The 23,954-nt window shown below is 67.2% G+C and carries 17 protein-coding genes; 7 read left to right on the top strand and 10 right to left on the bottom strand.

Annotation, left to right across the window (positions count from 1 at the left end; translation table 11 throughout):
- Window positions 1-7 precede the first annotated feature (7 nt).
- Window positions 8-1,000 (top strand): dihydroorotate dehydrogenase-like protein, encoded by a 993-nt coding sequence (locus tag QUD34_RS01600; RefSeq protein ID WP_286354839.1) that lies wholly within the window; start codon window positions 8-10, stop codon window positions 998-1,000.
- A 139-nt stretch (window positions 1,001-1,139) separates the two neighbouring features.
- Window positions 1,140-1,694, top strand: coding sequence for an RrF2 family transcriptional regulator (locus QUD34_RS01595; protein WP_286354838.1), 555 nt, complete (start codon window positions 1,140-1,142; stop codon window positions 1,692-1,694).
- A gap of 88 nt (window positions 1,695-1,782) precedes the next feature.
- Here QUD34_RS01595 and QUD34_RS01590 read toward each other — a convergent pair whose 3' ends face one another.
- The 10 genes from QUD34_RS01590 to QUD34_RS01545 form a co-directional block, all read right to left on the bottom strand.
- Window positions 1,783-2,226, bottom strand: a complete 444-nt coding sequence (locus QUD34_RS01590) for an RrF2 family transcriptional regulator (protein ID WP_286354837.1) — start codon at window positions 2,224-2,226, stop codon at window positions 1,783-1,785.
- 166 nt (window positions 2,227-2,392) lie between these two features.
- Window positions 2,393-4,684: a cytochrome c biogenesis protein CcsA gene (locus tag QUD34_RS01585; protein WP_286354836.1), complete on the bottom strand. Its 2,292-nt coding sequence runs from the start codon at window positions 4,682-4,684 to the stop codon at window positions 2,393-2,395.
- Window positions 4,685-4,725: 41 nt separating this feature from the next.
- Window positions 4,726-5,082 (bottom strand): ComEA family DNA-binding protein, encoded by a 357-nt coding sequence (locus QUD34_RS01580; RefSeq protein WP_286354835.1) that lies wholly within the window; start codon window positions 5,080-5,082, stop codon window positions 4,726-4,728.
- Between the two features lie 131 nt (window positions 5,083-5,213).
- Entirely contained in the window at window positions 5,214-7,796 is a 2,583-nt protein-coding gene (locus tag QUD34_RS01575) for an OmcA/MtrC family decaheme c-type cytochrome (RefSeq protein WP_286354834.1), read from the bottom strand.
- 586 nt (window positions 7,797-8,382) lie between these two features.
- Window positions 8,383-8,772, bottom strand: a complete 390-nt coding sequence (locus QUD34_RS01570; RefSeq protein WP_286354833.1) for a ComEA family DNA-binding protein — start codon at window positions 8,770-8,772, stop codon at window positions 8,383-8,385.
- Window positions 8,773-8,963: 191 nt separating this feature from the next.
- Window positions 8,964-11,603: an OmcA/MtrC family decaheme c-type cytochrome gene (locus QUD34_RS01565; RefSeq protein ID WP_286354832.1), complete on the bottom strand. Its 2,640-nt coding sequence runs from the start codon at window positions 11,601-11,603 to the stop codon at window positions 8,964-8,966.
- A 555-nt stretch (window positions 11,604-12,158) separates the two neighbouring features.
- Window positions 12,159-14,834, bottom strand: a complete 2,676-nt coding sequence (locus tag QUD34_RS01560; protein ID WP_286354831.1) for an OmcA/MtrC family decaheme c-type cytochrome — start codon at window positions 14,832-14,834, stop codon at window positions 12,159-12,161.
- A gap of 175 nt (window positions 14,835-15,009) precedes the next feature.
- Entirely contained in the window at window positions 15,010-15,645 is a 636-nt protein-coding gene (locus tag QUD34_RS01555) for a hypothetical protein (RefSeq protein WP_286354830.1), read from the bottom strand.
- A 30-nt stretch (window positions 15,646-15,675) separates the two neighbouring features.
- Window positions 15,676-16,149, bottom strand: coding sequence for a hypothetical protein (locus tag QUD34_RS01550; protein WP_286354829.1), 474 nt, complete (start codon window positions 16,147-16,149; stop codon window positions 15,676-15,678).
- On the bottom strand, window positions 16,149-17,528 hold the full coding sequence (locus tag QUD34_RS01545) for a hypothetical protein (RefSeq protein WP_286354828.1): 1,380 nt from the start codon (window positions 17,526-17,528) through the stop codon (window positions 16,149-16,151). The genes QUD34_RS01550 and QUD34_RS01545 overlap by 1 nt, the downstream gene beginning before the upstream one ends.
- 540 nt (window positions 17,529-18,068) lie before the next feature.
- Here QUD34_RS01545 and QUD34_RS01540 point away from each other — a divergent pair.
- The 5 genes from QUD34_RS01540 to QUD34_RS01520 all read left to right on the top strand — a co-directional run bounded on the left by QUD34_RS01540 (window position 18,069) and on the right by QUD34_RS01520 (window position 23,890).
- Entirely contained in the window at window positions 18,069-19,715 is a 1,647-nt protein-coding gene (locus tag QUD34_RS01540; protein ID WP_286354827.1) for a thiamine pyrophosphate-dependent enzyme, read from the top strand.
- A complete protein-coding gene (locus tag QUD34_RS01535) occupies window positions 19,712-20,311 on the top strand; it encodes an indolepyruvate oxidoreductase subunit beta (protein ID WP_286354826.1) in 600 nt (199 codons plus the stop codon). Before QUD34_RS01540 ends, QUD34_RS01535 begins: the two co-directional genes overlap by 4 nt.
- A gap of 1 nt (window position 20,312) precedes the next feature.
- On the top strand, window positions 20,313-22,451 hold the full coding sequence (locus QUD34_RS01530) for an acetate--CoA ligase family protein (RefSeq protein WP_286354825.1): 2,139 nt from the start codon (window positions 20,313-20,315) through the stop codon (window positions 22,449-22,451).
- 63 nt (window positions 22,452-22,514) lie between these two features.
- Complete coding sequence (locus tag QUD34_RS01525; RefSeq protein WP_286354824.1) at window positions 22,515-23,282, top strand: YwiC-like family protein; 768 nt, start codon at window positions 22,515-22,517, stop codon at window positions 23,280-23,282.
- 161 nt (window positions 23,283-23,443) lie between these two features.
- Window positions 23,444-23,890: an RrF2 family transcriptional regulator gene (locus QUD34_RS01520; RefSeq protein WP_286354823.1), complete on the top strand. Its 447-nt coding sequence runs from the start codon at window positions 23,444-23,446 to the stop codon at window positions 23,888-23,890.
- Window positions 23,891-23,954 lie beyond the last annotated feature (64 nt).

Genomic DNA, 23,954 nt, shown 5'->3' with positions numbered 1-23,954 from the left:
AGACGACATGAACCTCTCGACCACCTACCTCGGCCTCAAGCTGGCCCATCCGTTGATGGCGGGCGCCTCGCCCCTGGTCGACGACATGGGCATGGTCAAGCGCCTCGAAGATGCCGGCGCCTCCGCCATCGTCATGCACTCGCTCTTCGAGGAGCAGATCACCCGCGAAGAGCAGGGCATGATCATGGACATGGAGCTCAGCTCCAATTCCAGCGCGGAAGCCATCTCCTTCTTCCCCCAGCCCGATGAGTTCCGCCTGGGCCCCGAGAAGTACCTCGAGCAGCTCCGCCGCATCAAGCAAGCCGTGGCCGTGCCCGTCATCGCCTCCCTGAACGGCACCACCCCGGCCGGCTGGCTGCACTACGGCCAGCTCATGGAACAGGCCGGCGCCGACGCCCTCGAGCTGAATGTCTACTACCTGGCTACGGATCCCACGGAAACCGCCGCCGCTGTGGAAAAGCGCACCCTCGACGCCGTGCGGGCCGTGAAGGCGCAGGTGAAGATCCCCGTCGCCGTGAAGCTCTCGCCCTTCTTCTCCTCCCTGGCGCACTTCGCCGTGGAGCTGGAGGCGGCCGGCGCCGATGGCCTGGTGCTCTTCAACCGCTTCTTCCAGCCCGACATCAATGTGGAGGAGCTGACCGCCGAGCCCAGCCTGCAGCTGTCGGGGCCTGAGGACCTGCTACTCCGCCTGCGCTGGCTGGCCGTGCTGCACCACCACATGAAGGGCAGCCTCGCCGTCTCCGGCGGCGTCCACGATGGCATCGGAGCCCTCAAGGCCGTCATGGCCGGTGCCGACGCCGTGCAGATGGTGTCCGCCCTCCTGATCCACGGCCCCGAGCGCCTGGCCCAGTCTCGCGCCACCCTGGCCGAGTGGCTGGAGGAGCACGAGTACGAGTCCCTGGCCCAGGCCCGCGGCAGCATGAGCCTTCAGAAGTGCCCGAACGCCCAGGCCTTCACCCGCGCAAACTACATGCGCATCCTGAACGGCTGGAGGGCCTGAAACCCTGTTTTTCCAACGAGACCCCCGGCTCTCCGGGGGTCTCGCGCATTGTGAAAGAAAGTACACTCTTTGCTGTGATTGACCTAAAGATCGTCTATCATTCAGAATCGACAACCGCCCATAACCTGCGCAGGTGACCATGCTTCCTCTGTCCCAGTCCTCCGGTTACGCCGTTCTGGCCATGAGCTGCCTTGAGGATCCGGGCGGCAAGCCGACGCTGGTGGTGGATGTGGCGGCCCGGACGGGCTTCCCCCGCCCCTACCTCTCGAAGATGATCCACAAGCTCGCCAAGGTGGGCCTGGTGATGGCCAAGCGCGGCAACAAGGGCGGCGTGGTGCTGGCCCTGGCGGCCAAGGAGATCACCCTCGACCTCATCGCCGAGGCCGTCGACGGCTCCGAATGGCGGAACAAGTGCCTGCTGGGCTTCTCGGAGTGCACCGATGAGCGCGCCTGCCCCGCCCACACCTTCTGGAAGTCCGAGCGCGACCACATCCACCGCTGCCTGAAGGACATCTCCCTCGAGGAGATCCGCACCTTCGAGCAGCAGAGCCGCACCTGGCGCCTGGCCGACGCCCTGCCCGAGAAGAAGCTCAAGCCCCGGCCCAAGAAGGCCACCAAGCCCGCCGGCGCCAAGCCTGCCGCCGCGACCCGCAAGCCAGCCGCGCCGAAGAAGGCCGCCCCCAAGAAGGCTTAGAGCAACCGCTGAGAGCGCCTGCCAACACCCGATCGTCCGGGTGTTGGCAGGCGCTCCCGATTTCCATCGAAGGGCTCGGCTGAAGCGATCAGTTGAGCCCGTGGTCCGCCCGGAAGCGCTCAACGCCCGGGTCCTGGTGGCGGGCCATGTCCGCCAGCGTGACGCCGCGCAAGCGGGCCAGGATCATGTCCAGCGTCTCCCCCCAGAATTCGTGGAGGACGCAGGGCGTCTCGTCCGAGCAGCCGGCCAGCCCCACCAGGCAGCGGTTCCGCCAGGTCACGCCATCGATGGCCTCCGACAGGTCCTCCAGGGTGATTTCCGTCGCCGGCTTGGCCAGCACCACGCCTCCGTGGTGTCCCCGCCGCGCGGTCACCAGCCCCTTCTTCGCCAGCTTGTGGACCAGCTTGGACAGATAGGAGCGCGGGATGCCCGTGTAATCGGCCACCGACTCCACCAGGACCGGCTGCCCACCCGGCTCCTGAAGACAGCGCATGGCGCGCAGCGCGTAACCAGTGGTTTGGGATAAGGGCAACACACGCGCCTCCTGTACTCAGGGTTTCACTGTGGCCTTCTTCAATGAGGATCAGTCGGTAATCTAACGAGTCAACCACCCTTGTGATCTGCGTCACGGATGCCCCGGGAGAGGAAAAAAACGGGGCCCTGAACCAGGGCCCCGAAACAGGAGGATCGAAGGCGCCTCAGGCTCCTCCGCCCGTGGCAGCGCGGTTCTTCCGGAAGGACCAGAGGCCCCAGGCCAGGAAGGCGGCCTCGGCGAGGGCCACCAGCACCATCCACATCACCACCGGCGAATCGCCCATGCCGTAGGAGTGCATGCCCGTGGCCAGCACGAAGTTCACGCCCAGGTAGGTCATCACGATGGTCTGGAAGGCCAGGATGCTGACCACCGCCACACCGAACTTCCCGAGCATCCGGTCGATCTTGGCGTGCAGGATGGCCATGTAGGCCAGGAAGGCCACCAGGGACCAGACTTCCTTGGGATCCCATCCCCAGTAGCGCCCCCACGACGAGGCGGCCCACATGGAGCCCGTGATGATGCCGGCGATGAGGAAGATGGAGCCCACGAACATGTACCAGTAGAGGAGGTCGTACATCCGGTCGGCGAGCTCCGTCCGGCGGGGCGCGAAGGCGGTCACGCCGATCTGCATGTGGGCCACGGCGAGGCCCAGCGCCAGGATGGCGTAGCCCACCATGATGATGGGCACATGGATGGCCAGCCAGGGCGTGCCGGCGAGCACCGGCGCGATGGGGTGGATGAAGCGGTCGATGGGCAGCAGGTCGGTGAGCGCCATGGTCAGCGCGGCCATGACCGCCGCGTTCAGGACCACCAGGCGGTTCCTCAGCAGCGCGTAGGCGATGACCGCGAACAACCCCACGCCCCAGGCGAGGAAGAGCATGGATTCGTACATGTTCGCTGCGGGGATCCGGCCGCCGACATTCCAGCGCAGGAGGATGCCCCAGGTCATCATGGCGAAGCCGCCGATCAGCAGACCGAAGGCCGCCCGGTCGAGCATCGGGTTCTGCCGCTTCCAGGCCACGATGGACGCAGCCAGGGAGGCCAGCAGGATGATCCAGGACAGGCGGACGGGATTCAGCCGGTTGTAGAAGATCTCGCGGTCGATCGCCTCCGCCGAGGGCCAGCCTTCCTGGCGGGGCCCCTGCATCAGGCGCTCCATGCCCTCGGGCGTCGGCTCGGGAATGGCCCGCCAGCGGGCCTTGGGGTCCACGGAGATGGGGAGTGGCCGCACCGCCTGGTTGAGCCCGATGGACTGCATGGCGAGCAGGCGCTGTTCGAGCTTCTGCGCGTCCTGCAGCAGGCCCTGGAGCGGCTTCCGCTCCGCCTCGGCCTGATGGGCCGCCTGCAGCAGCCCCACCAGCTTCGGATTGCGGACGAACTGCACGAAGGAGGCATGGGTGGTGGAGGCCGGGAAATCAAGGGCCTTGGCCAGGGCATCCGATCCCACCAGGACCATCGGCGACTCGGCGCCCACATTGGGATTGAAGAGCCATACCGACACCGTCGCCACGGGGTCCTCCCCCTTCCAGGAGGAGGCTCCCGTCACGGTCCACACCATCTCCCGCGCCAGGGTGTCGAAGGGCATGACGCGGCCATCATGCTGCACCGGCAGGCGCCGCAGGGACTCAGGGGCCGGGGCGGCCTGGGCGCTGACGGCACCGCCAAGCAGCACCAGCGCCAGCAGCGCCGTCTTGCCCGCGCCCGGCGCCGCAGGCTTCGCCAGGGCGCCATTCCGGCTCTGGTAGGCGCGCGTGGCCAGCACGATGATCATGCCCAGGATGAGGGTGATGAACCCGGTGAAGACGATGGTCTGGCCGGGATCCTTGGACACCGCGAGCACGGTCGCCTCGCGGCCGGCCATCTGCTGGTAGCTCGACTGGAAGAGGGCGTAGCCCCGGTGGTGGAGCTCGTTGTTCATCCAGATCTTGGCCGGAAAGGTCTTGCCGGTCTCATGATCCGTGACCTGGACCTGGCTCGAGAACCCGGCGGGCCGCATGGTGCCCGGGTAGGTATCCAGCACGAAGTCGTCCAGCTTGACCGTGAACGGAAGCTGGTGGCGCACCACCGTCTCGCTCTCCTGGTGCTGGCCGTTCGTGTGGATGTGCTGCTCGATGACCGAGGCGCTCTCCCCCTCCCAGAGGCTGAGGTTGCCTTCGATCTTGAAGAAATAGGTGACGGCCGAACCCGCGAAGATCAGCAGCAGCGAGGCGTGGACCACCACGAAGCCGATGCGCTTCTTCGTCCACGGGAACAGGTCCGCGATGGACAGGGCCAGGTTGAGGGCGAACAGCCCCTGCAGCGCCAGGAACCACCAGGCGTAGTAGACGAGGCGGCCGGCCGTTTCCGCGCCGGTGCGGGTCTCGACGATGGTCCCCACGGACAGGCCCACCAGCAGCAGGATGAGCAGGATGACCGCCAGCTTCAGGGAAGCGAGAAACGCGAACAGTTTTTTCATGGATCCGATCCTGGTTCGGGAAGGAGGGTTCGACTGAGTGGCTAGCGGATCGCGCCCGACTGCTTGGCGACGACCTTGTCCTTGATCCGCGCGTAGACCTCGGGAGACACGATGTTGCGGGTGAGGAGGTGCGCCTTCGAGTGGTAGGGGCGTCCTGCGATGATCTTGGCCGCCAGTTCCTCAGGAATGCCCAGCATGAAGCTGAGCTCGTTCTTGGCGGCGCCGTTGATGTCCACGGGCTTCAGCTTGCCCTTCGTCCTGAGGCCGGCCGCCGGCGCCTTGGGCGCCCTGGCCGCCTTGCCCTTCGCGGCCGGCTGATCTTCGGCGGCCAGCGGAGCGGCGGCCGTCAGCAGGAGCATCGCAACAGCCAAGCAGGTCCTGAGGGTACGGATCGTCATGGGTGGTCTCCGTGGGGGCATGAAACCCCGACCCAGGAGAACACAAAAACGACCCGGGTACGGTCACATACCCGGGTCGTCTTCTATGGCTGGGAAGGGTGGAGTTTCACCACCCTTCCCTTTTCATTTCTTTACTTGTGAACAGCGCTGGGGCCGAACTGCGAACCCGCGCCGTGGCAGGCGCCACAGGATTCACTGGTCATGTTCAGGGCGCTGCGGTTCACCTTGATCTGGCCACCGTTCGTGACCATGTGGGCCTTGGCGGCGGCACTGTCGTGGCAGGTGACGCAGGCGGCGGTGAACGGAGTGATCATCTTGTCCGTGGGGCTGACGGTGTTCAGCGAGGTGTTCGCGTCGGCCGTGGTCAGGATGGCGCCGTTGTCCGCCAGTTCGCGGCTGGCCAGCAGCTTGCCGGAGGTGGGCATGTTGTAGCCGGTGGAGGTGTGGCAGCTCTGGCAGTTGCTCAGGATGCCGGGGAAGCCGACCCGGGCGCCGTCCACGATGGTGATGTTGCCACTGCGGTTGCGGGTGATCGCGATGGGGCTGGTGCGATCCGCGCCGGCGTGGATGCCGTGGATCATGTCCTTGAAGTTGTTGGTGGTCTGGGGGAACTTCAGGGCCACATTCGGGTTGGTCGGAACGGGGTTGGTGGTGAAGTCGATGCCCGTCCAGTTCTTCAGGCTGACCAGATCCTTGGCGGAGAACTTGTTCGAGGGCACATAGTAGGCGTTGATCTGGGCATCGGAGGTGCCGCGGCCGCTGGTGGTGAGGCCGGGGACATGGCAGGTGACGCAGACCTGGACTTCATAGACGCGGTTGCCGCCGTGGCCTTCGAACCACTCGTGGCACTTGGCGCACTTGGCCGAATCGATGGCGGTGCGGCGGACGGTATCGCCCGTGACGGCCTTGACCACGGAGATGGCGTGGCGGGCAACGGCGGGGCTGACCTGGGTGAAGTAGCCCTGCAGCGAGACCGAGCGGAGCTTGGCGGTGGCGGGGAAGGCGTTCAGCACGGTCGCGGTGTAGTAGCCGCTGGTGTCGGGGGCGGACAGCGTGCCGGAGGTTCCGGCGGTGTCCAGCAGGGTGGCGATGGAGACCGACAGGGGCTGGCCGTTCTTGAGGCCAAGGTTGTTGTAGTCGACGGGATCGGTGATGCCGTCCTGATCCTGGGCGTAGGCGAACAGGAAGCTGGGGGCGCCGGTGAAGCCCGCGAGGGGATCCTTCATGCCCGCGGCAGCGGCCTTGAAGGTGGTGTCCTTGCCATCGGCCTTGATCTTGAAGACGACGGTGGCGGTGGTGCCGGAGACGGCGGCGGACTTGATCTCGTAGGTGAAGTTCACCAGGCCGGCCGCAACGGTCGGGTTGTGGGTCGTCACATTGGCGGTCATGTGGTAGGTCTTGATCGCGGCCGAGTCGTGGCAGATGGTGCAGGCCAGATCGTTGAGCTGCGGGACATCGGTGCCCGGCATGTGGTTCGCACCCGTGGCGAAGTCCACGGCATCGTGGCAGGTGCCGCAGGCCAGCCGGCTGGGCTTCAGGTTCCAGTTCTGGGCCTGGGCCACGCCGTCATGGCACTTGGAGCACATGCGCTGACCGCCGTCGAGCATCGAGTAGCCGAGGGTCTCGAACTTGACATTGGCGTAGTTGTAGCCGGTCTTGGTCAGTTCGGAGCCCATGTGGATCCGGTGGGCCATGGCCGTCAGGTCGCCCACGGCGCCGCCGTTGATCTTGCGCTGCCCGGCGACGGCATCGTAGCCCGTGGCCGTGGTGGTGGCTTCGGCGTAGCCGAACTTGCGCTGGTCGGTGTGGCACACGGCGCAGTAGCGGACTTCCACGCGACCGCCGCCGTGGAAGGCGAGCTTGTCGTGGCACTCATTGCAATTGTTGATGGAGACGACATCGCGGATGTCCGTCGTGGCGGTGACGGGAGCGCCCGTGGCCGGCACGAAGTCGTAGATCACATTGATGGGGTTCGTCATGTTGACGGAGGGCGTGACGGTCACGCCGTTGGCCGTGTTGCTGCCGGTCCCGCGGGCGGCGCCCGAGAACTGGATGCTGAGGCGGTGCACGAGGCTCGGGGCGTAGGTCACATCGCCCAGGTCAGCCTTGGCGGAAGGGGCGGTGTAGGTGGCCGCATCCAGGGCCGCCTGGACCTTGGTGATGTCGCGGTAGAAGGTGTACTTGTAGGTGCCGTCCCCGTTGTCCACCAGGGTGCCGATGTTGTCGGTGGTGGGCCGGGTGGGGGCCGCGGCGGCGGTGGTGGTCGGAGTGCTGGTCACGATGTAGCTGACCCACTTGCTGGGCGCCTTGGTCGCGGCATCCTCGGGCACCAGCTTCGCCATGGCGAAGGCCAAGTTGGGATAGCTGGCGACGAGGGCCGTGGAGCTCTTGGCGGTGAACCCGCCGAGGCCCCGGATGCCGATGCCGGCGGCATCGGTCACCTGGAAGTTGACCACCGGGGCGGCGCCCATGGTGACGCTGGTGACCTTGACCGTGGCCTTGAGGTTGGCCCACTGGTCGGTGGTCAGGCGATCCGCATCGACGATGGTGATGCCGTTGGTGCCATTGGTCCCGTTGGTGCCGTTGGTCCCGTTGGTGCCGTTGGTCCCGTTCAGGCCGGCGTTGCCGTCCTTGCCATTGCAGCCGATCAGCACCAGCGCGATGGCGGCGGTGGCGATCAGGCCGCACAGCTGTTTGAGAGGTTTGTGTTGCATGTCTTTTCTCCCTTGATGGAGGTGGAACTAAGAGTCACGAGACGCGTGGTGGGGCCCTGGAGGTGAGCAACCGGATCACGCACCCCCTGTGGAACCGGGTGGGGCGGGCGCGGGATTCCCAAGGAAGCCAGCGCGAAGGAATGCATCTGTGGGTCCGGTGCGCCGGCAAGGCGCTGATGTTCAATCCACAGAAAGCTGATGCCTATGTCAAAAATCACCCAAAGGATAGCCATCCCTTTGATCACCTCAAAGGTGGATATGATCCCCGTGCATATGCCTTCATGCTTGACAAGAAGCAGACGAGAATTGAGTGTCTAGACCTTTTGTTGTTCGCAAGATCACGCGGATGACGGCTTTCAGGGCCCCCCGTTTCATCCGGCGGAAGGGGCTTGGGAAAAGAACCCGCGGCCAGAGGTTCCCACTTGCGACAAAGTTGTGACCTTTGCCACTCGAACCCTGCCCCATGCGAAAGGACCCGGAGCGGGTCGGCTCCGGGTCCTGGGTCCAGCGGCTTCTTCGTGGGGCGGAGGGGGCGTCGGCGGGGTCGCGGCTGGGCCCGGCGAGTGCCGGGCCGCGCAGGTATCTCTCAGCGCTTGGCGGCCGGGCGACGAACGGCCACCCGGTCCCGGATGGCCAGGTAGACCCCCTCGGGCAGGGCCCCGTTGGTCACCAGGTGCGCCTTCGTCAGGTAGGGGCGTCCGGCGATGATCTTGTCCGCATAGGCGTCCGTGATCCCCGGGACGGTCTTCAGCTGCTCCTTGGAGGCCGTGTTGAGGTCGATGCGCTTGGCATCCGCCTCGGCCTTGGCCTTCTCCCTCGCCTTGATGCGGGCTGCCCGGGCCTTCGTCTTCGCCGCGGTCTCGGTGGATTTCTTCGGCGCCAGCCGCTGGTCCTGGGCGGGATCCTGCGCGGGGGCCACCGCAGCGGCGGTCATCATCAGGGCCAGCAGGGCGGTCTTGAGGGCTCGGTTCATCATGGCTCACTCCAATCGGGGCTTGATTGTCCGGCGGCAGGCCGACGATCGTCAACGGCTGGCCCCCGCCTCCGCCGTGGGCATGGCCCTCCGCCGAACCCATGCGAAACGACCCGGATGCAGGCATCCGGGTCGTTTCGTCAGGGCTGGGGTGGTGCGCCCGGAGCCGGCGGGCCGGACTCCGGGAAACGGCACTAGAACTTCATGTGCACGGCCTTGATGTCCGCGGTCTTGCCGGTGCCGTGGCAGATCATGCACTGCTCGGTCCGGGTGGACAGCAGGCTGCGGTTCTCGTTGATGGTGCCGCCATTGCCCTTCATGTGGGCGATCGCCGCCGTGTTGTCATGGCAGGCGAAGCAGGCCGCGCTGATGGGCGAGATGACCATGTTGGTCCCCGCACCATCCGCATAGGCACCGGTGGCCGCCGTGAAAGTGAAACCCGCACCGTAGATGGTGTTGGGCTGAACCCAAGGCGCGTAGTAGATGCCGAAGGGCTCGTTCCCGGTGGTGACCACGGCCAGGGTGGCGGGCGTGGCCGTGGTGCCGCTCATGGCCGTGGAGGCCAGGAGGTTCGGCAGGGCGGACGCGGAGCCACTGAGCGAGAAGTCATAGGTACCGGAGATGTGGCAGGCTTCGCAGTTGTTCAGGATGGCCGGATAGGTCGGCTTCCAGAGCTGCGTGACATCCGCGTGCCAGGAGAACTTGTTCTCGCGCACGGCCGAAGCGTGCAGGGCGTGGACGGAATCCTTGGCGTTCACGCTCCAACCGCTGTTGGCCCGGTTGGCGGTGTGGCACCAGGAGCAGGTGGGCGCATCGTTGCGCTGACCGGCATGGTAGACCTTCTCGGTGAAGACGCCGAGGGCCGCGTGGCAGTCATTGCACTTGGCGTTGCTCACGATGGTGCGGCGGGCCGCCTGGGTGGCGAAGCCGGTGGGCAGCGTGCCGCTGACGAGCTTGAAGGCGTTGGGCGCGGGAACGCTCACGCCGCCTTGCCGCTTGCCATCGGTGTTGTAGGCGTAGCCAGCCACATTGGTCTGGGTGAGGGGCTGGGTGTTGGGAATGCCGTAGGTGTAGCCGATGCCGCCGGTGATCATCGTGGCGGTGGCGGGGATCTTCACGCTCTTGATGGTCAGCGTGTAGTAGCCGCTGGCATCGGGGCCGGTCATGTCGCTGGTGGTGACGGTCTTGTTCCAGACATTCCGGATGTAGGCGCTGGCCGAGGCGTTGAAGTCCGCGGGCTTGGCGATGCCATCCTGGGGCACGGCGAAGACCACATAGGCGCTGGGGCCGCCCACGAAGTTCGGCAGCAGTTCCACGGTGGCGTCGGCCGCCGCAGGCTGGGCATTGAAGGCGACGGCGGTGCCGTCGAGGAGGACGCGGAACTTGAGGACGGGCTGCTGGCTGGCGTTGATGGTCACGCTGCTCAGGTCCCAGGTGGGCTTCACGGCGCCGGCGGGCAGGTTGTCGGTGTAGGCCGCCACATAGGAGGCATTGGTGTTGCCGCCCGTGCCGCCGTTCCAGACATTGTTCGGGTCAGGCCGCACTGCGGGCACATGGTTCAGCTTGACGCCGGCCGCGCCGTGGCAGGAGCTGCAGTTCGCATCGGAAGTGGCCGCGCCGCCCGCGTGGTTGGCGCCGGTGGCCCAGACGATGTTGTCGTGGCAGGCACCGCAGGCCAGACGGCTGGGAACCAGATTCCAGTTATCGCCCTGGGGCGTGGCGGTGGAGGCGGTGTGGCACTTGGTGCAGTTCCGCAGGTCCTGCGGATAGGTCACCTCGTTGTAGGCCAGGAACTGGTTGTAGCCCTGGTAGTACAGGAGTTCCCCGGTGTGGATCTTGTGGATCATGTTCGGGAAATCCGCCAGCGCCATGCCCTGGAGCCGCTGGGTGCTGCCGTACAGGCCGGCGGCCACCAGAGTGTTGCCCGTGGCAGGCAGGGACTCGCCGCTGCCGTACTTCAGCTGGTCGGTGTGACACACCGCACAGAGCTTCGCGTCCTGGATGGGCGGGAACTGGGCGGCATGGAAGGACAGCTTGGTGTGGCAGGAGTTGCAGGAGGCGGTGTCGACGATCAGGCGCTCGGCATCCGTAGCCGCGACGGCCTTGCCCGTGGAGGGGATGAGGTCGTAGGTGAGGTTGGCCGTATCCTTCGCCGTGGTGGTGGTGCCGATCTGGTAGCCGCCCATGGTGACGACCACGCGATGCGTCAACGCCGGTTCGTAGGTCAGATCGCCGAGGTCGGCCTTCAGGTGCGTGGCGTCATAGGTGGCGCCGTCGACATAGCCCTTGGCCTTGGTGAGGTCCAGGGCAGCGGTGTAGGTGTACGAGCCGTCCAGGTTGTCCTTCAGAGTTCCGGAATTCTCGGTGTGGGGCCAGCCGGGCACGGCCGCCTTGCCCGCGGCGGGCGTGGTCACGACCATGTAGTTGACCCAGCGGCTGGGGCTCTTCGTCGTGGCGTCGCCCGGGACCAGCTTGGCGACGGCGAACCCGAAGTTGGAGTAGGCGCCCGTCGAGCTCTTCTGGGCCAGGCCGATCACCGGAATGCCCTGGGCATCGGTGATGGAGAAGTTCACGACCGGCGCGCCGCCCATGGTCACGCTGGTGATGGCGCCGCGGAGAGAGAGCTTGGCCCACTCGTCCTGGCTGAGCTGAGCAGCATTCACGGTGATGGTGGCGTTGGTGCCATTGGTGCCGTTGGTGCCGTTCGTTCCATTCGTGCCGTTCGTACCGTTCGCACCGTTCTGGCCGGCCTTGCCGTTGCAGGCGATCAGGACGAGCGCGACGGCAGCGGTGGCGATGAGCCCACAGAGCTGTTTGAGAGGTCGGTGTTCCATGTTTCATTCCTTTCAGGAAATCGGACTGCGGTTGAAGAGACAGGCGGAAAAGTCGGGGTGCGCCTTAGCCGTAAGCGCGCCGCCGCCGCACCCGCCGGTTGGCGGTGCCGCGGAAGCCCTGGGCCGATCCGAGAACGGCCACCCAGCCCAGGCTCAACCCCAACCTCAACCCTGGCCCCGGCCCAGCCTGCCGAAGGCAGCGCGCGAAGGCGGGATCAGAAATGGGGAGAAGCACGCGGGCATCCTCAGGAGGAGCGTTCCTCGGATCTTCTCCAATGAGGATCTTCCGGTAATTTAACGCGTCAACCAGCCTTGTGACCTTTGTCACGGGACCCATGACAAAGGTGAGACGGCCCATCAATGGGAGGTCACGGCTAAATCCAAATCCGGGAGGGCCCCGGTGGGCCTCTCCCCGGCAGAGACCGCACCTGACTCGCCCAATCACTCGGGGAGGGCCGGGCGCACAAAAGAAAAGACCCGGGCTTTCCAGCCCGGGTCCTTTCTTCGTGCAGGTGGTGCGTCCGGAGCGCGGCGAGCCGCGCTCCGGTTTGACGGCTACTTGAAGTTCATGTGCACGGCCTTGATGTCCGCGGTCTTGCCGGCGGCGTGGCAGATCATGCACTGCTCGGTCCGGACGGCCAGGAGGTCGCGGGTCTCGTTGATGGTGCCGCCGTTGCCCCGCATGTGGGCGACCGCAGGCTTGCTGTCATGGCAGGCCCAGCAGGCAGCGGTGATCGGCGAGGTGACCAGGGTCGTGAGGGTCGCGGGGGTGCTGACACCCGCGGCGGACACGGCGAAGGCGGTGCCGTAGTTGCCCCAGCTGACATAGGGGGAGTAGTAGTTGCCGAAGGCCTCGTTGCCGGTGGTGACCACAGGCAGGGTGGAACCCGCGGGAAGCACCGTTCCGTCCACGGCCTTCTTGTAATCGCCATAGGCGGTCGTGGAGGCCAGGAGGTTCGGGAGGGCCGCAGCGGAGGCGCTGGCGGTGAAGTCATAGGTGCCGGACACATGGCAGGCTTCGCAGTTGTTCAGGATGGCCGGGTAGGTCGGCTTCCAGAACTGGGCGACATCCGCGTGCCAGGAGAACTTGTTCTCGCGCACGGAGGAGGCGTGCAGGGCGTGGATGGCATCCTTGGCGTTCACGCTCCAGCCATTGTTGGCCCGGTTGACGGAGTGGCAGAAGGTGCAGCTGTAGGCATCGTTCCGCTCACCGGCGTGGTAGGCCGAGGTAGTGAAGACGCCCAGGGCCACATGGCACTCATTGCACTTGGCGTTGGTGACGATGGTGCGGCGAGCGGCCTGCGCGGCGAAGCCGGTGGGCAGGGTCCCGCTGACCAGCTTGGTGACATTGGGGGGAGGAACGCTCAGGCCACCCATCATCGTGGTCGTGTCGTAGGCGTAGCCCGGGACATTGGTCTGGGTGATGGACTGGCTGTTCTTGTTGTAGGTGTAGCCGATGCCGCCGGTGATCATGGTGGCGGTGGCGGGGACCTTCACGCCCGTGAGGGTGATCTTGTAGTAGCCGTTGCTGTCGGGGCCGGTCATGGTGCCCGCGGCGGCGCCGGTGGCGGTGCCGTTCCATATCTTCTTGATGTAGCCGCTGGCGGTGGCGTTCCAGTCGGCGGGGGTGGCCACGCCATCCTGGGGCACGGCATAGGCCAGGTAGACGCTGGGGCCGCCCACGAAGTTGTCCCACAGCTCGGTCTTGGTGGCGCTGGCGACATTGAAGTCGGCGCGGGCACCGTCCTGGAGGAAGCGGAACTCGAAGACGGGCTGCTGGCTGGCGTTCAGGGTCACGCTCTTGAGATCCCAAGTGACCTTGATGGCGCCGGCGGGCAGGTTGTTGGTGTAGGCGGCCAGGGCCGAGCCATTGGTGTAACCACCGGTGGCGAAGGCCGGGTTCGGCGGAGTCACGGGGATGTGGTTCAGCTTGATGCCGGCGGCGCCGTGGCAGGAGCTGCAGTTGACATCGGAGGTGGCAGCGCCGCCCGCGTGGTTGGCGCCGGTCGCCCAGTCAATCTTGTCGTGGCAGGCGCCGCAGGCCATGCGGCTGGGCTTGGTGTTCCAGTTGTCGCCCTGGGGGGTGACGGCAGAAGCGGTGTGGCACATCGCGCAGTTGCGCAGGTCCTGGGGATAGGTGACCTCGTTGAACGCGATGCCGGCATAGTTGTAGCCGTCCTTGCTCAGCTCTTCACCGGCGTGGAGGCGGTGGATGAAGGCGGGGAAGTCGCCCACGGCCAGGCCATTGATCTTGCTGGTGCTGCCGGAGAAACCCGTGGCGGTCTTGGTGGCTTCGGCATTGCCGTACTTGCGCTGGTCGGTGTGGCAGACCGTGCAGTACTGAGCCTCGATGCGGCTGCTGCCGTGGAAGCCGTTGAACTTGGTGTGGCAGCGGTTGCAGGAAGCCGTGTCCACGATGTTGCGCTGCTCGTCCGTGGCCGCGACGGCCTTGCCGGTGGCAGGGATGAAGTCGTACCACAGGTTGGCCGGGGTCTTGACGACGACGCCGGCGATGCCGGAGTTGGTGGCATCGGGGGTGTTGGTGCCGGTGCCGCGGGCGTTGCCGCTGATCTGCAGGGCAATGCGGTGCGTCAGGGCCGGCTGGTAGGTCACATCGCCCAGGTCAGCCTTGGCGTTGTTGCCCGTGTAGGTGGCGGCATCCAGGACGCCCTGGGCGGCCGTGATGTCGCGGTAGAAGGTGTACTTGTAGGAACCGTCGCCGTTGTCGACCAGGGTGCCCGCATTGTCGGTGGTGGGCTTGGCGGGGGCGGTGGCGGTGGTGGTGTTCGGCATCGAGGTCACGATGTAGCTGACCCACTTGCTGGGGCTGCCGTTCGTGCCGGGCACCAGCTTCGCGATGGCGAAGGACATGTTGGCGTAGCTGGGAACCAGGGCGTTGGCGGCCTTGGTGGTGAAGCCGAGGCCCACCACGGGGGTGCCGGTGCCGTTGGTCACGGTGAAGTTCACCACGGGCTTGCCGTTGGTCACGGTGGCGCTGGTGATGGTGCCCTTCAGGGTGAGGTCGCCCCACTGATCGGGGGTCATCTGGGCGGCGTTCACGGTGATGGTGGCGTTGGTGCCATTGGTGCCATTGGTGCCGTTGGTGCCGTTGGTGCCGTTGGTGCCGTTCAGACCGTTCTGACCGGCCTTCCCGTTACACCCGATCAGCACCAGGGCGACCGCTGCGGTGGCGATGAGCCCGCAGAGCTGTTTGAGAGGTGGTTGCTTCATGGTTCTTTTCTCCGTTGTGAGTGGGTGGAACTAGTGATGAAAAGGGCGCTGACAAAAGCGGTGATGACTAAAGTGGACGAGGAGATCCCCTGGGGTAACTTGGCCATGAACCTCCTTCTACATCCGTAGTTTCGATGCAATCTCGGGCCTGCCCGGAAAGGCTGGGGCGAAGGCTCTAGTTGACGGTCCGACCGTGGCACATGGTGGCGTTGAAGCAGCCGGGGGCGGTTCCCGCCGGAGCGGGCGTCGCGGGCTTCAGCACGGAGTTGGCGCCGTTGGCGTGGCACTTGAAGCACTCCGGCGCGTTGGCCACATTGGTGTTCACATGGCTGGGCGTCGCCAGGGTGGCGCCGAGCCAGGGCCGATCAGGATGCGGCGCCTTGGTGTGGCAGCTCTTGCAGGAGGTGGTGAGGCCGTTGTCGTAGGTCGATCCGTGGCACTTGGCGCAGTGGGCGAAGCCCGCCATGGCCGTGGGATCGGTGCTCGGCGCCAGCTGGGCGCCGAGGCGGCCGTGCTGGGCGGGGTCGGCCCAACCCGCGGGGTGGTTGATGCCCTTGGGGTGGCAGGTGAAGCAGCTCACCTTGGAGATGCCGCCCGCCGCCGCCGGGTCCGAGGTGGAACCGTGGCAGGTACGGCACTGGTCGGGCGTCTTCACATACTCGGCCCAGTGGGTCTGGATCCAACCGGCCTGGTGCTCGGCCTTGGTCGGGCTCAGCTGGGTCGCCGGACCGGCGGTTCCGCTGCATCCCCAGGCAAGGAGGGCGAGGGCCACTGCAAAACAGCTTCCCATCACCAGCTTAGCTCTGTTCATGGTGTTCCCCTTCAAGGCTTAAACGGATGCCTACCGGTGACAAGCCTTGCACTTGTCGTTGTTGGCTCGGCCGTGGCAGGTGTAGCAGCTGGACGGATCCATCTTGCCTTCCAGGCGGTGGAGGGTCATGAAGTCGCCGCGGTGCGGCGTGTCGCGGTCCGGGCGGTCGCTGAGCCGGATCGAGGGCTTCATGGGCACCTTGCCGCCGTGGCAGTCCGTGCAGAAGGACTGGGCGTGGCAGGAAGCGCAGGTGTTCGCGTCCTGGTTGGCCTGGAAGCGGTGGTCCTTCACGAAATTGGCGGTGTGGTCGAAGGAGGCGTAGGGCTTGAGGGCGCCCTTGGCCACATCGGTGCTGTGGCACTCGGAGCACATGGGGCGGCCGGCGCTCAGCTCCTGCGGATGGGTGGGGGCGTAGCTCGTCTCAGGCGAGATGAGGCTGCAGGCCATGAGGAACCCGAGGCCCAGCGCCACGCCGATGAACTTGAAGACCGTATTCCGGGCCATTAACGACCTCCCTTCTTAGCAAAGCCGAACCGATACTCGGCCCGCAGCAGTCCCCGGGTCTCATGCTTGGCCACGGGGTTGGTGCCATAGCTGACATCGCCGGACATCTTCAGGTTCGTGGTCGCCTGGAATCCGAGCGAGGCGACCGCTTCGTAGACATTCTTCATGCCCGCCAGGTACGGGTTGCCGCTGTCGTAGCGCTGCAGGATGCCGTCCAGGCTCGCGGAGAACTTGCCCTTGACGGTCATCATCCAGGCGCGGGCCTCCTTGTGGGAGAGGCTGCGGTAGGGCGTCGCGGGATCCACGAACTTCGTATTCGCGGCGTTCACCCAGTGGGCGCCGACGCCGGCCTGGAAGGTCTTCTCGCTGGAGGCCCAGCGGATCTCGCCACCGGCCCGGTTCACATCGCCGAAGCTCTCCCGGTGCATGTGGCGGTAGTCGGCCACGATCTGCACCGTCGAGGGCGCGTTCCAGGTGATGCTGCCGCCGAAGCCGCGGAACATGTCCTTCTCGTCCTGACGGAAGAGGGAGGGCAGGTTCGTCCCGGCGAAGTAGGCGAAGAAGTTCCGTTCCGCGAAGTTGCCGGACAGGACGAACTGGCCGCCCAGCTTCAGGCTGGCGGTGTAGTCGTGCTCGGCGATCTTGTTGCGGTCCGGCGCGCCGGGCGCTGCGGGGGCGTGGTCGGCGAGGTCGAACACCGTCCGGCCGCGGACATCGAAGATCGTGGCCGGCGTGATCAGGACATCGACGCCCAGCTGCTTGCGGGTGTAGTCGATGGGGGAGGGGATGTCGAGGTCCTTGGCGGCCTTCGTCCCGTCCTGGAGGAAGGAGACGCCGATCTCGCCCACCTTGGGCATCCGCCAGCCCAGGCGCGTGCCGAAGATGGCATCCCGCTGGAACTCGTAGTCCGTCTGGTTCCGGGGATCCACCGTCTTGTAGTAGACGGGGCGGCCGCCGAAGGCCGACACGGAGAACCCGCCCCGCAGGTCGGTCCGGACGCTGACGCCGTCGATCTGCTCGAAGCCGGTGCTCTGGTTGACCGTCATCCGGCCCGCCTTGATCTCGGCGTTGGCCCGGTCGAACCGGTACTGCAGGTAGCCGTAGTTCAGGTAGCCGCCCGACTTCCCTTCCAGGGTGGAGGCGTCGGACAGGTCCGTCCGGCCCCAACCGAAGAGGTGCAGCGACAGGTTGTCGGTGCCCAGCTTGGTGGCGTCGATCCCGAGGTACTGGGTCGCGGGGGTGAAGGTGGCCTTGTCGAAGCCGGGAGTGTCCTGCTTCCACATCTGGGCCATGGTGGTGCCGTAGAGGCTGACCTCCTGGCCCCAGGCAGTGGCAGACATCAGTGTGGCAAGGAGGACCACATGGTTGCGTCGCTTCATGATTCGCCTCATCTCGCAGTGCGCGGTGGGTTGGCCGTTCTAGACGAATGATCCCTGGGGGGCGGTGGCCGGGTCCCTCGTGACAGTTCGGTGAGTCATGCGGGACCTCCTTGGGCTGGACGAGGGACATCGAGTGCTAAGCCGATGTTCGTATCAGCAACGACACTAGGCCTGAACTCAGCCGACCTCAAGAGTGCAAATGCACTTTTCTTTCTTAACCAAATAGTTTTGTAGAGTGATTTAAACACGGAACCATGACATTTCAATTGCACTCATAAAAATTAATAATAAATAAGTTATTTATTTCGTAATCAAAAAAAATCCTGTTTTAAAACCCTCCTGGATCCCATCAAAACCTGTCCCAACGGACAAAGTTGTGACCGGGGGCACTGGGAAAGGTTCCCGGATTTCTCACCGGAGTTACGACCGCCCCGGACCGCTGTGATGCCGGGCACAGCCCGGGGCCCGGGTGGCGCCGTGTGACCCTAGGCACTGTCCGCGCTGAACATACTTCCCACTTGGAAAAGGTTGGAGGATTTCATGGCAGATAGCACCCTGGCGCTGGGCGTGGAGGCGGTCGGTTGCGCCGCCTTCGATGCCGGCATCAAGGGCGCGTTCGGGTATCCGGGCACGCCTTCCACCGAAGGCTTCGAGTTCGTCGAGGCCCTCATCCACCGGGCCGGTGACGGCCGGGCGGCCCAGTGGGCCGCCAATGAGAAGGTCGCCTACGACCTGGGCATGGGCATGAGCTACGCCGGCCACCGCACGCTGGTGACCATGAAGCATGTGGGCCTGAATGTGGCCCTGGATGCCTACGCCAACTCGGCGCTCACCGGCGTCCGGGGGGGGCTCGTCCTGCTGGTGGCGGATGACCCCGGCATGCACAGCAGCCAGAACGAGCAGGACAGCCGCCGCCTGGCGGAATTTGCCTGGCTGCCCTGCCTGGAGCCGAGCACCGTGCAGGAATGCTACGACCTCACCTTCCGCGCCTTTGAGCTGTCCGAGGCCCTCCAAGTGCCCGTGATGCTGCGCATCGTGACCCGCCTGGCCCATTGCCGGGCGGCGCTGGTCCGCCGCGAGACCCTGGCCCCCACCGGGCTGGGCCTCGCCCCGAAGGCCTCCATCCAGGACTGGGTGCTCATTCCCGCCAACGCCCGCCGGCGCTATGTGGACCTGCTGGCCAAGCAGCCCCGCCTGAAGGCCGAGGCCGCCACCCTCAACCGCCTGGTCCCCGGGAGCGGGCGCCAGGGCGTGGCCCTGGCCGGCATGGGTCGGGCCTATTTCGGTCAATTGGCCCTGGAGCACCCGGCCCTGGCCGCCCTGCCCCGTCTGGAGATCGCCGCCTACCCCGTGGACCCGGCCCTGGAGCAGACCTTCCTGGCCCAGGTGGATGAGGTCGTGGTCTTTGAAGAGGACTACCCGGTGCTCGAGGAGCGCCTCGGCCTCCGCGGCACCGCCAAGGTCCACGGCCGCCTCGACGGGGCCCTGCCCCGCACGGGTGAGCTGTCCCCGCGCCTCCTGAAGGACGCCCTCGGGCTCAAGCTGCCCGACGGGAAGGCCGCCGCCCGCCTGGACCTGCCCATCCGCGCCCCCCGCTTCTGCGACGGCTGCGGCCATGTGGACGCCTACGGAGCCATGCAGGAGGCCCTCGCCAAGGTCGGCGCCCCCGAGGCCCGCGTCTTCGGCGACATCGGCTGCTACACCCTGGCGGCCCAGGAGCCCATGGCCGCCATCCATGCCGTGGTCGAGATGGGCGCCAGCATCAGCATGGCCGTGGGCGCGGCCCTGGCCGGTGAAACGCCCTCTGTGGCCGTCATCGGCGACTCCACCTTCGGCCACAGCGGCCTGCCCGCCCTGCTGACCGCCGCCGATGCCGGCGTCAATGTCACGGTGGTCATCCTCGACAACCGCGTGGTGGGCATGACCGGTCAGCAGCCCAGTCAGGCCCTCGACCAGGTCGAGCGCATGGTGCTGGGCATGGGCATCCCCGAAGCCCAGGTCCAGGTGCTCCTGCCCGTGCCCAAGCAGCACGAAGCCAATGTGGCGGCCATGGAGGCCGCGCTGCGGCATCCCGGCCCCTCGGTGGTGGTGTTCCGCCGGGAGTGCATCCAGTCCATCCGCCGCGGCGTCCTGAAGGACCACGACCGTCAGGAACGCGAGCGTTGCGTCAGCGAGGCCTGCTCATGAACGCGTCCCGCATCCACGGCATCGTCCTGTCCGGCGTCGGGGGCCAGGGCGTGCTCTCCCTCGCCCAGATCCTGCTGGAGGCCCTGCGCCGCAGCGGCCTCCACGCCCTCCAATCCGAGATCCACGGCATGAGCCAGCGGGGCGGCAGCGTCCACGCCCAGGTCTGCTACGCCGAGGGCCCCCTCAGCTCGCCCATCATCGACGAGGGCTGCGCCGATCTCCTGATCGCCCTCGAACCCCTGGAGGCCCTGCGGTATGTGTCCATGCTGCGCGTGAGCGGCGCCCTCGTGGTGTCCGAGGAACCCCAGACCGACATGGAGGGCTACCCCCCGCTGGACGACATCTACGCGGCCCTCAAGGCCGTGCCGGGCGCCCACCTGGTGGATACGGAGGACCTCGCCCGGCGCCTGAACCACCGCCAGGCCGGCGGCATGGTCCTCCTGGGCATGGCCTCGCGCTTCCTGCCCGTGGATGACGGCATCTGGCGCGAGGTCATCACCCAGCGCTTCGAGTCCAAGGGCGCGCGCGTGACCGAGAAGAACCTCGAAGCCTTCGAAGCCGGACGGGGCCTGATCAAGGAACCGGTGGGAGTCTGACATGAGCGACGCGACGGGATTCCTCCACGAGGGGCGGGCCTACGGCCTGCTCGCCGCCGCGGGCCTGCGGGTGCCGCGCCACGGGTTTCTGGAGGCGGGGCCGCTGCCCTTCGCCCCCGGGGAGCCCATCGTCCTCAAGGGCATCGCCGACCAGCTCTGGCACAAGTCCGACAAGGGCGCCGTCCACTTCGGCGCCTTCGATGCCGAGGCCCTGAGGGCCGAAGCCGCGGCCATGCGGCAGCGGGTCGCGGAGCATCCCTGGATCGGCGGGCTGGTCTGCGAGAAGGTGGCTTTCAAGCGCCTGGCGGGCCTGCCCACGGAAGCCCTGGTCTCCCTGAAGCGCGATCCCGACGCGGGCTGGCTCGTAGTCTGTGGCATCGGTGGACTCCAGGCCGACGCCTGGGCCGCCCTGGCCCCACCGATGATCTGGCCCCTGGCCCTCTGCACGCCGGACCAGGCCCTCGCCGACCTGCGCGCTCACTGGCTGGGCCGCACCTGGCTGGGCCACCAGCGCGGTGCCGAGGCCCTCACGGACGAAGCCAAGCTGCTGGCCTTCCTTCAGGGGCTCTGGCGCGCGGCCGAAGGGCTCGAACGCGAAGGGGTCACCCTGCTCGAGCTGAATCCCGTGGTGCTGGATGGCGACGGCCTGCCCACGGCCCTGGACGGCGTGGGCACCCTGGGCGCTGCCGCCCCGGCCCCGGCGGCCACCCCGGATCCCGCCTGGTACCAGGCCCTCGTGAGCCCCCGGAACCTGGTGATCGCGGGGGTCTCCAGCCGCGCGGGCACGGTGGGCCGCATCATCCTGGAGAACGCCCAGAAGGCCTCGCTGCCGGAAGGTTCGATCCGCCTCATCAAGCCCGGCGCGACCGAGTTCCTGGGCCTGCCCTGCCTGCCCTCCGTGGCCGAGCTGGCGGCGGCGCCCACGGACCAGCTCATCGTCTCCCTGCCCGCCGTCCAGACCCTGGAGCTGGTGGAGCAGCTCTGCCACCAGGGCGGCGGCGCCACCGTGGTCTATGTGGTGGCCGGAGGCCTGGGCGATGGCGCCGACACCGAGGGGCTCGGCCAGCGGCTCGTCGCCGGCCTGGAGGCCCACCGGCGCGAAGGCAAGTGGACGCCGGCCCTGGTGGGCCCCAACGGCCTGGGCCTCTACAGCCCCGACCAGCACCTGAACACCCTCTTCATCCCCGACGAGAAGCTGCCCCTGCGCCCCAAGCCCGGCCATGTGGCGCTGGTGAGCCAGAGCGGCGCCTTCCTCATCACCCGCCTTAGCCGGCGGCCGGACCTGGGACTGCGGGCCGCCATCGCCATCGGCAACCAGATGGACCTGCGCTGCTCAGACTTCCTCGCCGGCTTCGCCTCGGACCCGGCCGTGAAAGTGGCCGGCGCCTACCTGGAGGGTTTCGCTCCCGGCGACCTCAAGGCCACGGCCGAAGCGGCCAGGGGCCTCCGCGCCGCGGGCCGCCGCGTCCTGCTCTACAAGGGCGGTCGCAGCCAGGAGGGCATGGCCGCCGCCAGCAGCCACACGGGGGCGCTCGCGGGCGATCACGCCCTGCAGGCCAGCGTCCTGCGGCGTTCGGGCGCGATGCTGGCCGAGCGCATCGAGGCCTTCGACGCCGCCCTGTCCTGGCTCGGCGCCTTCGCCGAGGGCAGGCCCCGCCGCGTGGCCATCATGACCAACGCGGGCTTCGAGTCCGTGGTCTCCGCCGACCTCCTGGGCGGGCCCTTCCGCGGGGCCAAGCTCACCGAAGCCGAGACGGCGGCCCTGACCGCCGCCATCGAAGCCCACGGCCTGACGGGTCTCGTGAGCCCCCGGCTCCCCCTGGACCTCACGCCCATGGCCGATGAAGCGGCCTACCTGGCCAGCGCCGACCTGCTGCTGGCCTCCGAGGCCGATGTGCTGGTGGTGGGCCTGGTGCCCCTGACCCGGCGCCTCGGCACGGCGGATCCGGCAGTCTTCGGCCCCTTTGCCCGGGCCCTGGCGGACCTGGCCCGGCAGCACGGCAAGTGGGTGGGCGTGGCCGTGGAGGGCGGGCACCTCTACGACGCCTATCGCCAGGGGCTCCGCGAGGCGGGCCTGCCCGTCTTCCTGACCATGGAGGAGGCCCTGGAGGGCCTGCAGCTCATCGCATCCGAGCTGTGACCTGCGCCATGGTCTGAAACGGGTTTTGAGGGCAGACTCTATTTCGGACCAACGAGGCCCGAAATGTCCCGATTCCTTCCCCCCTGGCGCACCCTCCTTCCTGCCGAGCACGGCAGCTGGTTCATGCTGGGGCTCCCCCTGGTGCTGGGTCTGCTGGTGCGCCCCAGCCTCCCCGGAGGTTTGGTGGCCCTGGCCGCCCTGGCGGTCTTCCTCGCCCGGCCGCCGCTCCGGCGGGTGCTGAGCGGCCAGCGGGACCCCCTCCAGCGACGGGCCCTGATGCTCTTCGCGGGCCTGGCCGGCGGCCTCGGCCTCGGCGCCCTGGTCCTGGCCGGTCCGCGTTTCCTGATCCCCCTCGCCCTCACGGCGCCCCTGGTGGGATTGGCGCTCCGGGCCGATCTGGCCCGGGCCGTCCGCTCCCTGGCCGTGGAACTGACCGCCCAGGCGGCTTTCGCGGGGCTGGCCGCAATCCTGCTCGTCGCCGGCGGCGCCGCGGAGGCCCAGGCGGGAATGGCCTGGCTCTTCGCCACCCTCCTGGGCGGCGCCAACCTCGCCCATGTGCGCCGGCTCCTGGGCCACGCCCACCGGCTCGAGGCCTCGGAGCTGCGCCGCCGCTGGCTCCCCGTGCACCTCCTCCACCTCGCGCTCCTGGGCACCTCGGGTCTGCTGCTGGCCCCCCGCGGGGTCGCGGGCCTGGCCTGGACCGGCTGGACGGCCCTGCTCTACCTCCGCGCGGCCCTGCCCTACCGGCCCATCCCCGCCCGCACCCTCGGCTGGCGGGAAGGGGCCCTCAGCGCCGTGGGCCTGCTGCTGCTCTGGCGCGCCCTGGCCTGATCCCCGGGGGCTGATGCCGGGAGACTCCGGTCCGCGGTGTCCCCCGGAACATCCCGCGGCGCTCGAGCGGAACCCGGGCTCTGCGGCGGATTTCCATCACAACAGGGCTGGACTCCGGAATGTCCTGCCGCGATCCTGATAATCAGAAAAAGGATTCCTGAATGCTCTTCACCACGGCCACCGGCTATGCCCTCCGCGCCCTCGCGGCCCTCCCCGAGGACGGGAGCTACTGCCTGGCCAAGGACCTGGCCTCGAGCCTGGAGCTGCCCGGCCCCTACCTGGCGAAGATCCTCCAGGGCCTGGTGCAGGCGGACATCCTCGAATCCGTGCGGGGCCCCAAGGGCGGCTTCCGGCTCGTGCGCCCCGCACACCGGATCACGGTGGGTGAGGTCGTCATCGCCCTGGAAGGTCCGAATTCCATGGATGGCTGCATCATGGGCTTCCCCACCTGCGGCGGAGACCACCCCTGCCCCCTCCACGATGCCTGGGGCGCCGTGAAGGCCCAGGTCGCCTCCTCCATGACCGAAGCCACCATCCGTGATCTGCAACTCATGGATCTACGCAACTTGAAGGAAGGCAAGGCCCGGCCTTCCGATGCAAGGTCTTGATGCCGCCTTTTTTTGCCGTAATTTAGGACTTTATAGTCCGTTTAAAGATCACCTTCAGGTCCTT

This window comes from Geothrix oryzae, from assembly GCF_030295385.1.
Classification (GTDB): Bacteria; Acidobacteriota; Holophagae; order Holophagales; family Holophagaceae; genus Geothrix; species Geothrix oryzae.
Note: the sequence above shows the minus strand (reverse complement) of the source record. Positions and strands in the feature narration are given on the sequence as shown.

Excerpts from the sequence above, each read along its gene's own strand:
- QUD34_RS01535 (WP_286354826.1), top strand. The coding sequence starts at position 19,712 with ATGAACGCGTCCCGCATCCACGGCATCGTCCTGTCCGGCGTCGGGGGC.
- QUD34_RS01585 (WP_286354836.1), bottom strand. The coding sequence starts at position 4,684 with ATGAAAAAACTGTTCGCGTTTCTCGCTTCCCTGAAGCTGGCGGTCATC.
- QUD34_RS01525 (WP_286354824.1), top strand. The coding sequence starts at position 22,515 with ATGTCCCGATTCCTTCCCCCCTGGCGCACCCTCCTTCCTGCCGAGCAC.
- QUD34_RS01540 (WP_286354827.1), top strand. The coding sequence starts at position 18,069 with ATGGCAGATAGCACCCTGGCGCTGGGCGTGGAGGCGGTCGGTTGCGCC.
- QUD34_RS01555 (WP_286354830.1), bottom strand. The coding sequence starts at position 15,645 with ATGAACAGAGCTAAGCTGGTGATGGGAAGCTGTTTTGCAGTGGCCCTC.
- QUD34_RS01575 (WP_286354834.1), bottom strand. The coding sequence starts at position 7,796 with ATGCAACACAAACCTCTCAAACAGCTGTGCGGCCTGATCGCCACCGCC.
- QUD34_RS01550 (WP_286354829.1), bottom strand. The coding sequence starts at position 16,149 with ATGGCCCGGAATACGGTCTTCAAGTTCATCGGCGTGGCGCTGGGCCTC.
- QUD34_RS01545 (WP_286354828.1), bottom strand. The coding sequence starts at position 17,528 with ATGAAGCGACGCAACCATGTGGTCCTCCTTGCCACACTGATGTCTGCC.
- QUD34_RS01520 (WP_286354823.1), top strand. The coding sequence starts at position 23,444 with ATGCTCTTCACCACGGCCACCGGCTATGCCCTCCGCGCCCTCGCGGCC.
- QUD34_RS01560 (WP_286354831.1), bottom strand. The coding sequence starts at position 14,834 with ATGAAGCAACCACCTCTCAAACAGCTCTGCGGGCTCATCGCCACCGCA.
- QUD34_RS01580 (WP_286354835.1), bottom strand. The coding sequence starts at position 5,082 with ATGACGATCCGTACCCTCAGGACCTGCTTGGCTGTTGCGATGCTCCTG.
- QUD34_RS01600 (WP_286354839.1), top strand. The coding sequence starts at position 8 with ATGAACCTCTCGACCACCTACCTCGGCCTCAAGCTGGCCCATCCGTTG.
- QUD34_RS01595 (WP_286354838.1), top strand. The coding sequence starts at position 1,140 with ATGCTTCCTCTGTCCCAGTCCTCCGGTTACGCCGTTCTGGCCATGAGC.
- QUD34_RS01565 (WP_286354832.1), bottom strand. The coding sequence starts at position 11,603 with ATGGAACACCGACCTCTCAAACAGCTCTGTGGGCTCATCGCCACCGCT.
- QUD34_RS01530 (WP_286354825.1), top strand. The coding sequence starts at position 20,313 with ATGAGCGACGCGACGGGATTCCTCCACGAGGGGCGGGCCTACGGCCTG.
- QUD34_RS01570 (WP_286354833.1), bottom strand. The coding sequence starts at position 8,772 with ATGATGAACCGAGCCCTCAAGACCGCCCTGCTGGCCCTGATGATGACC.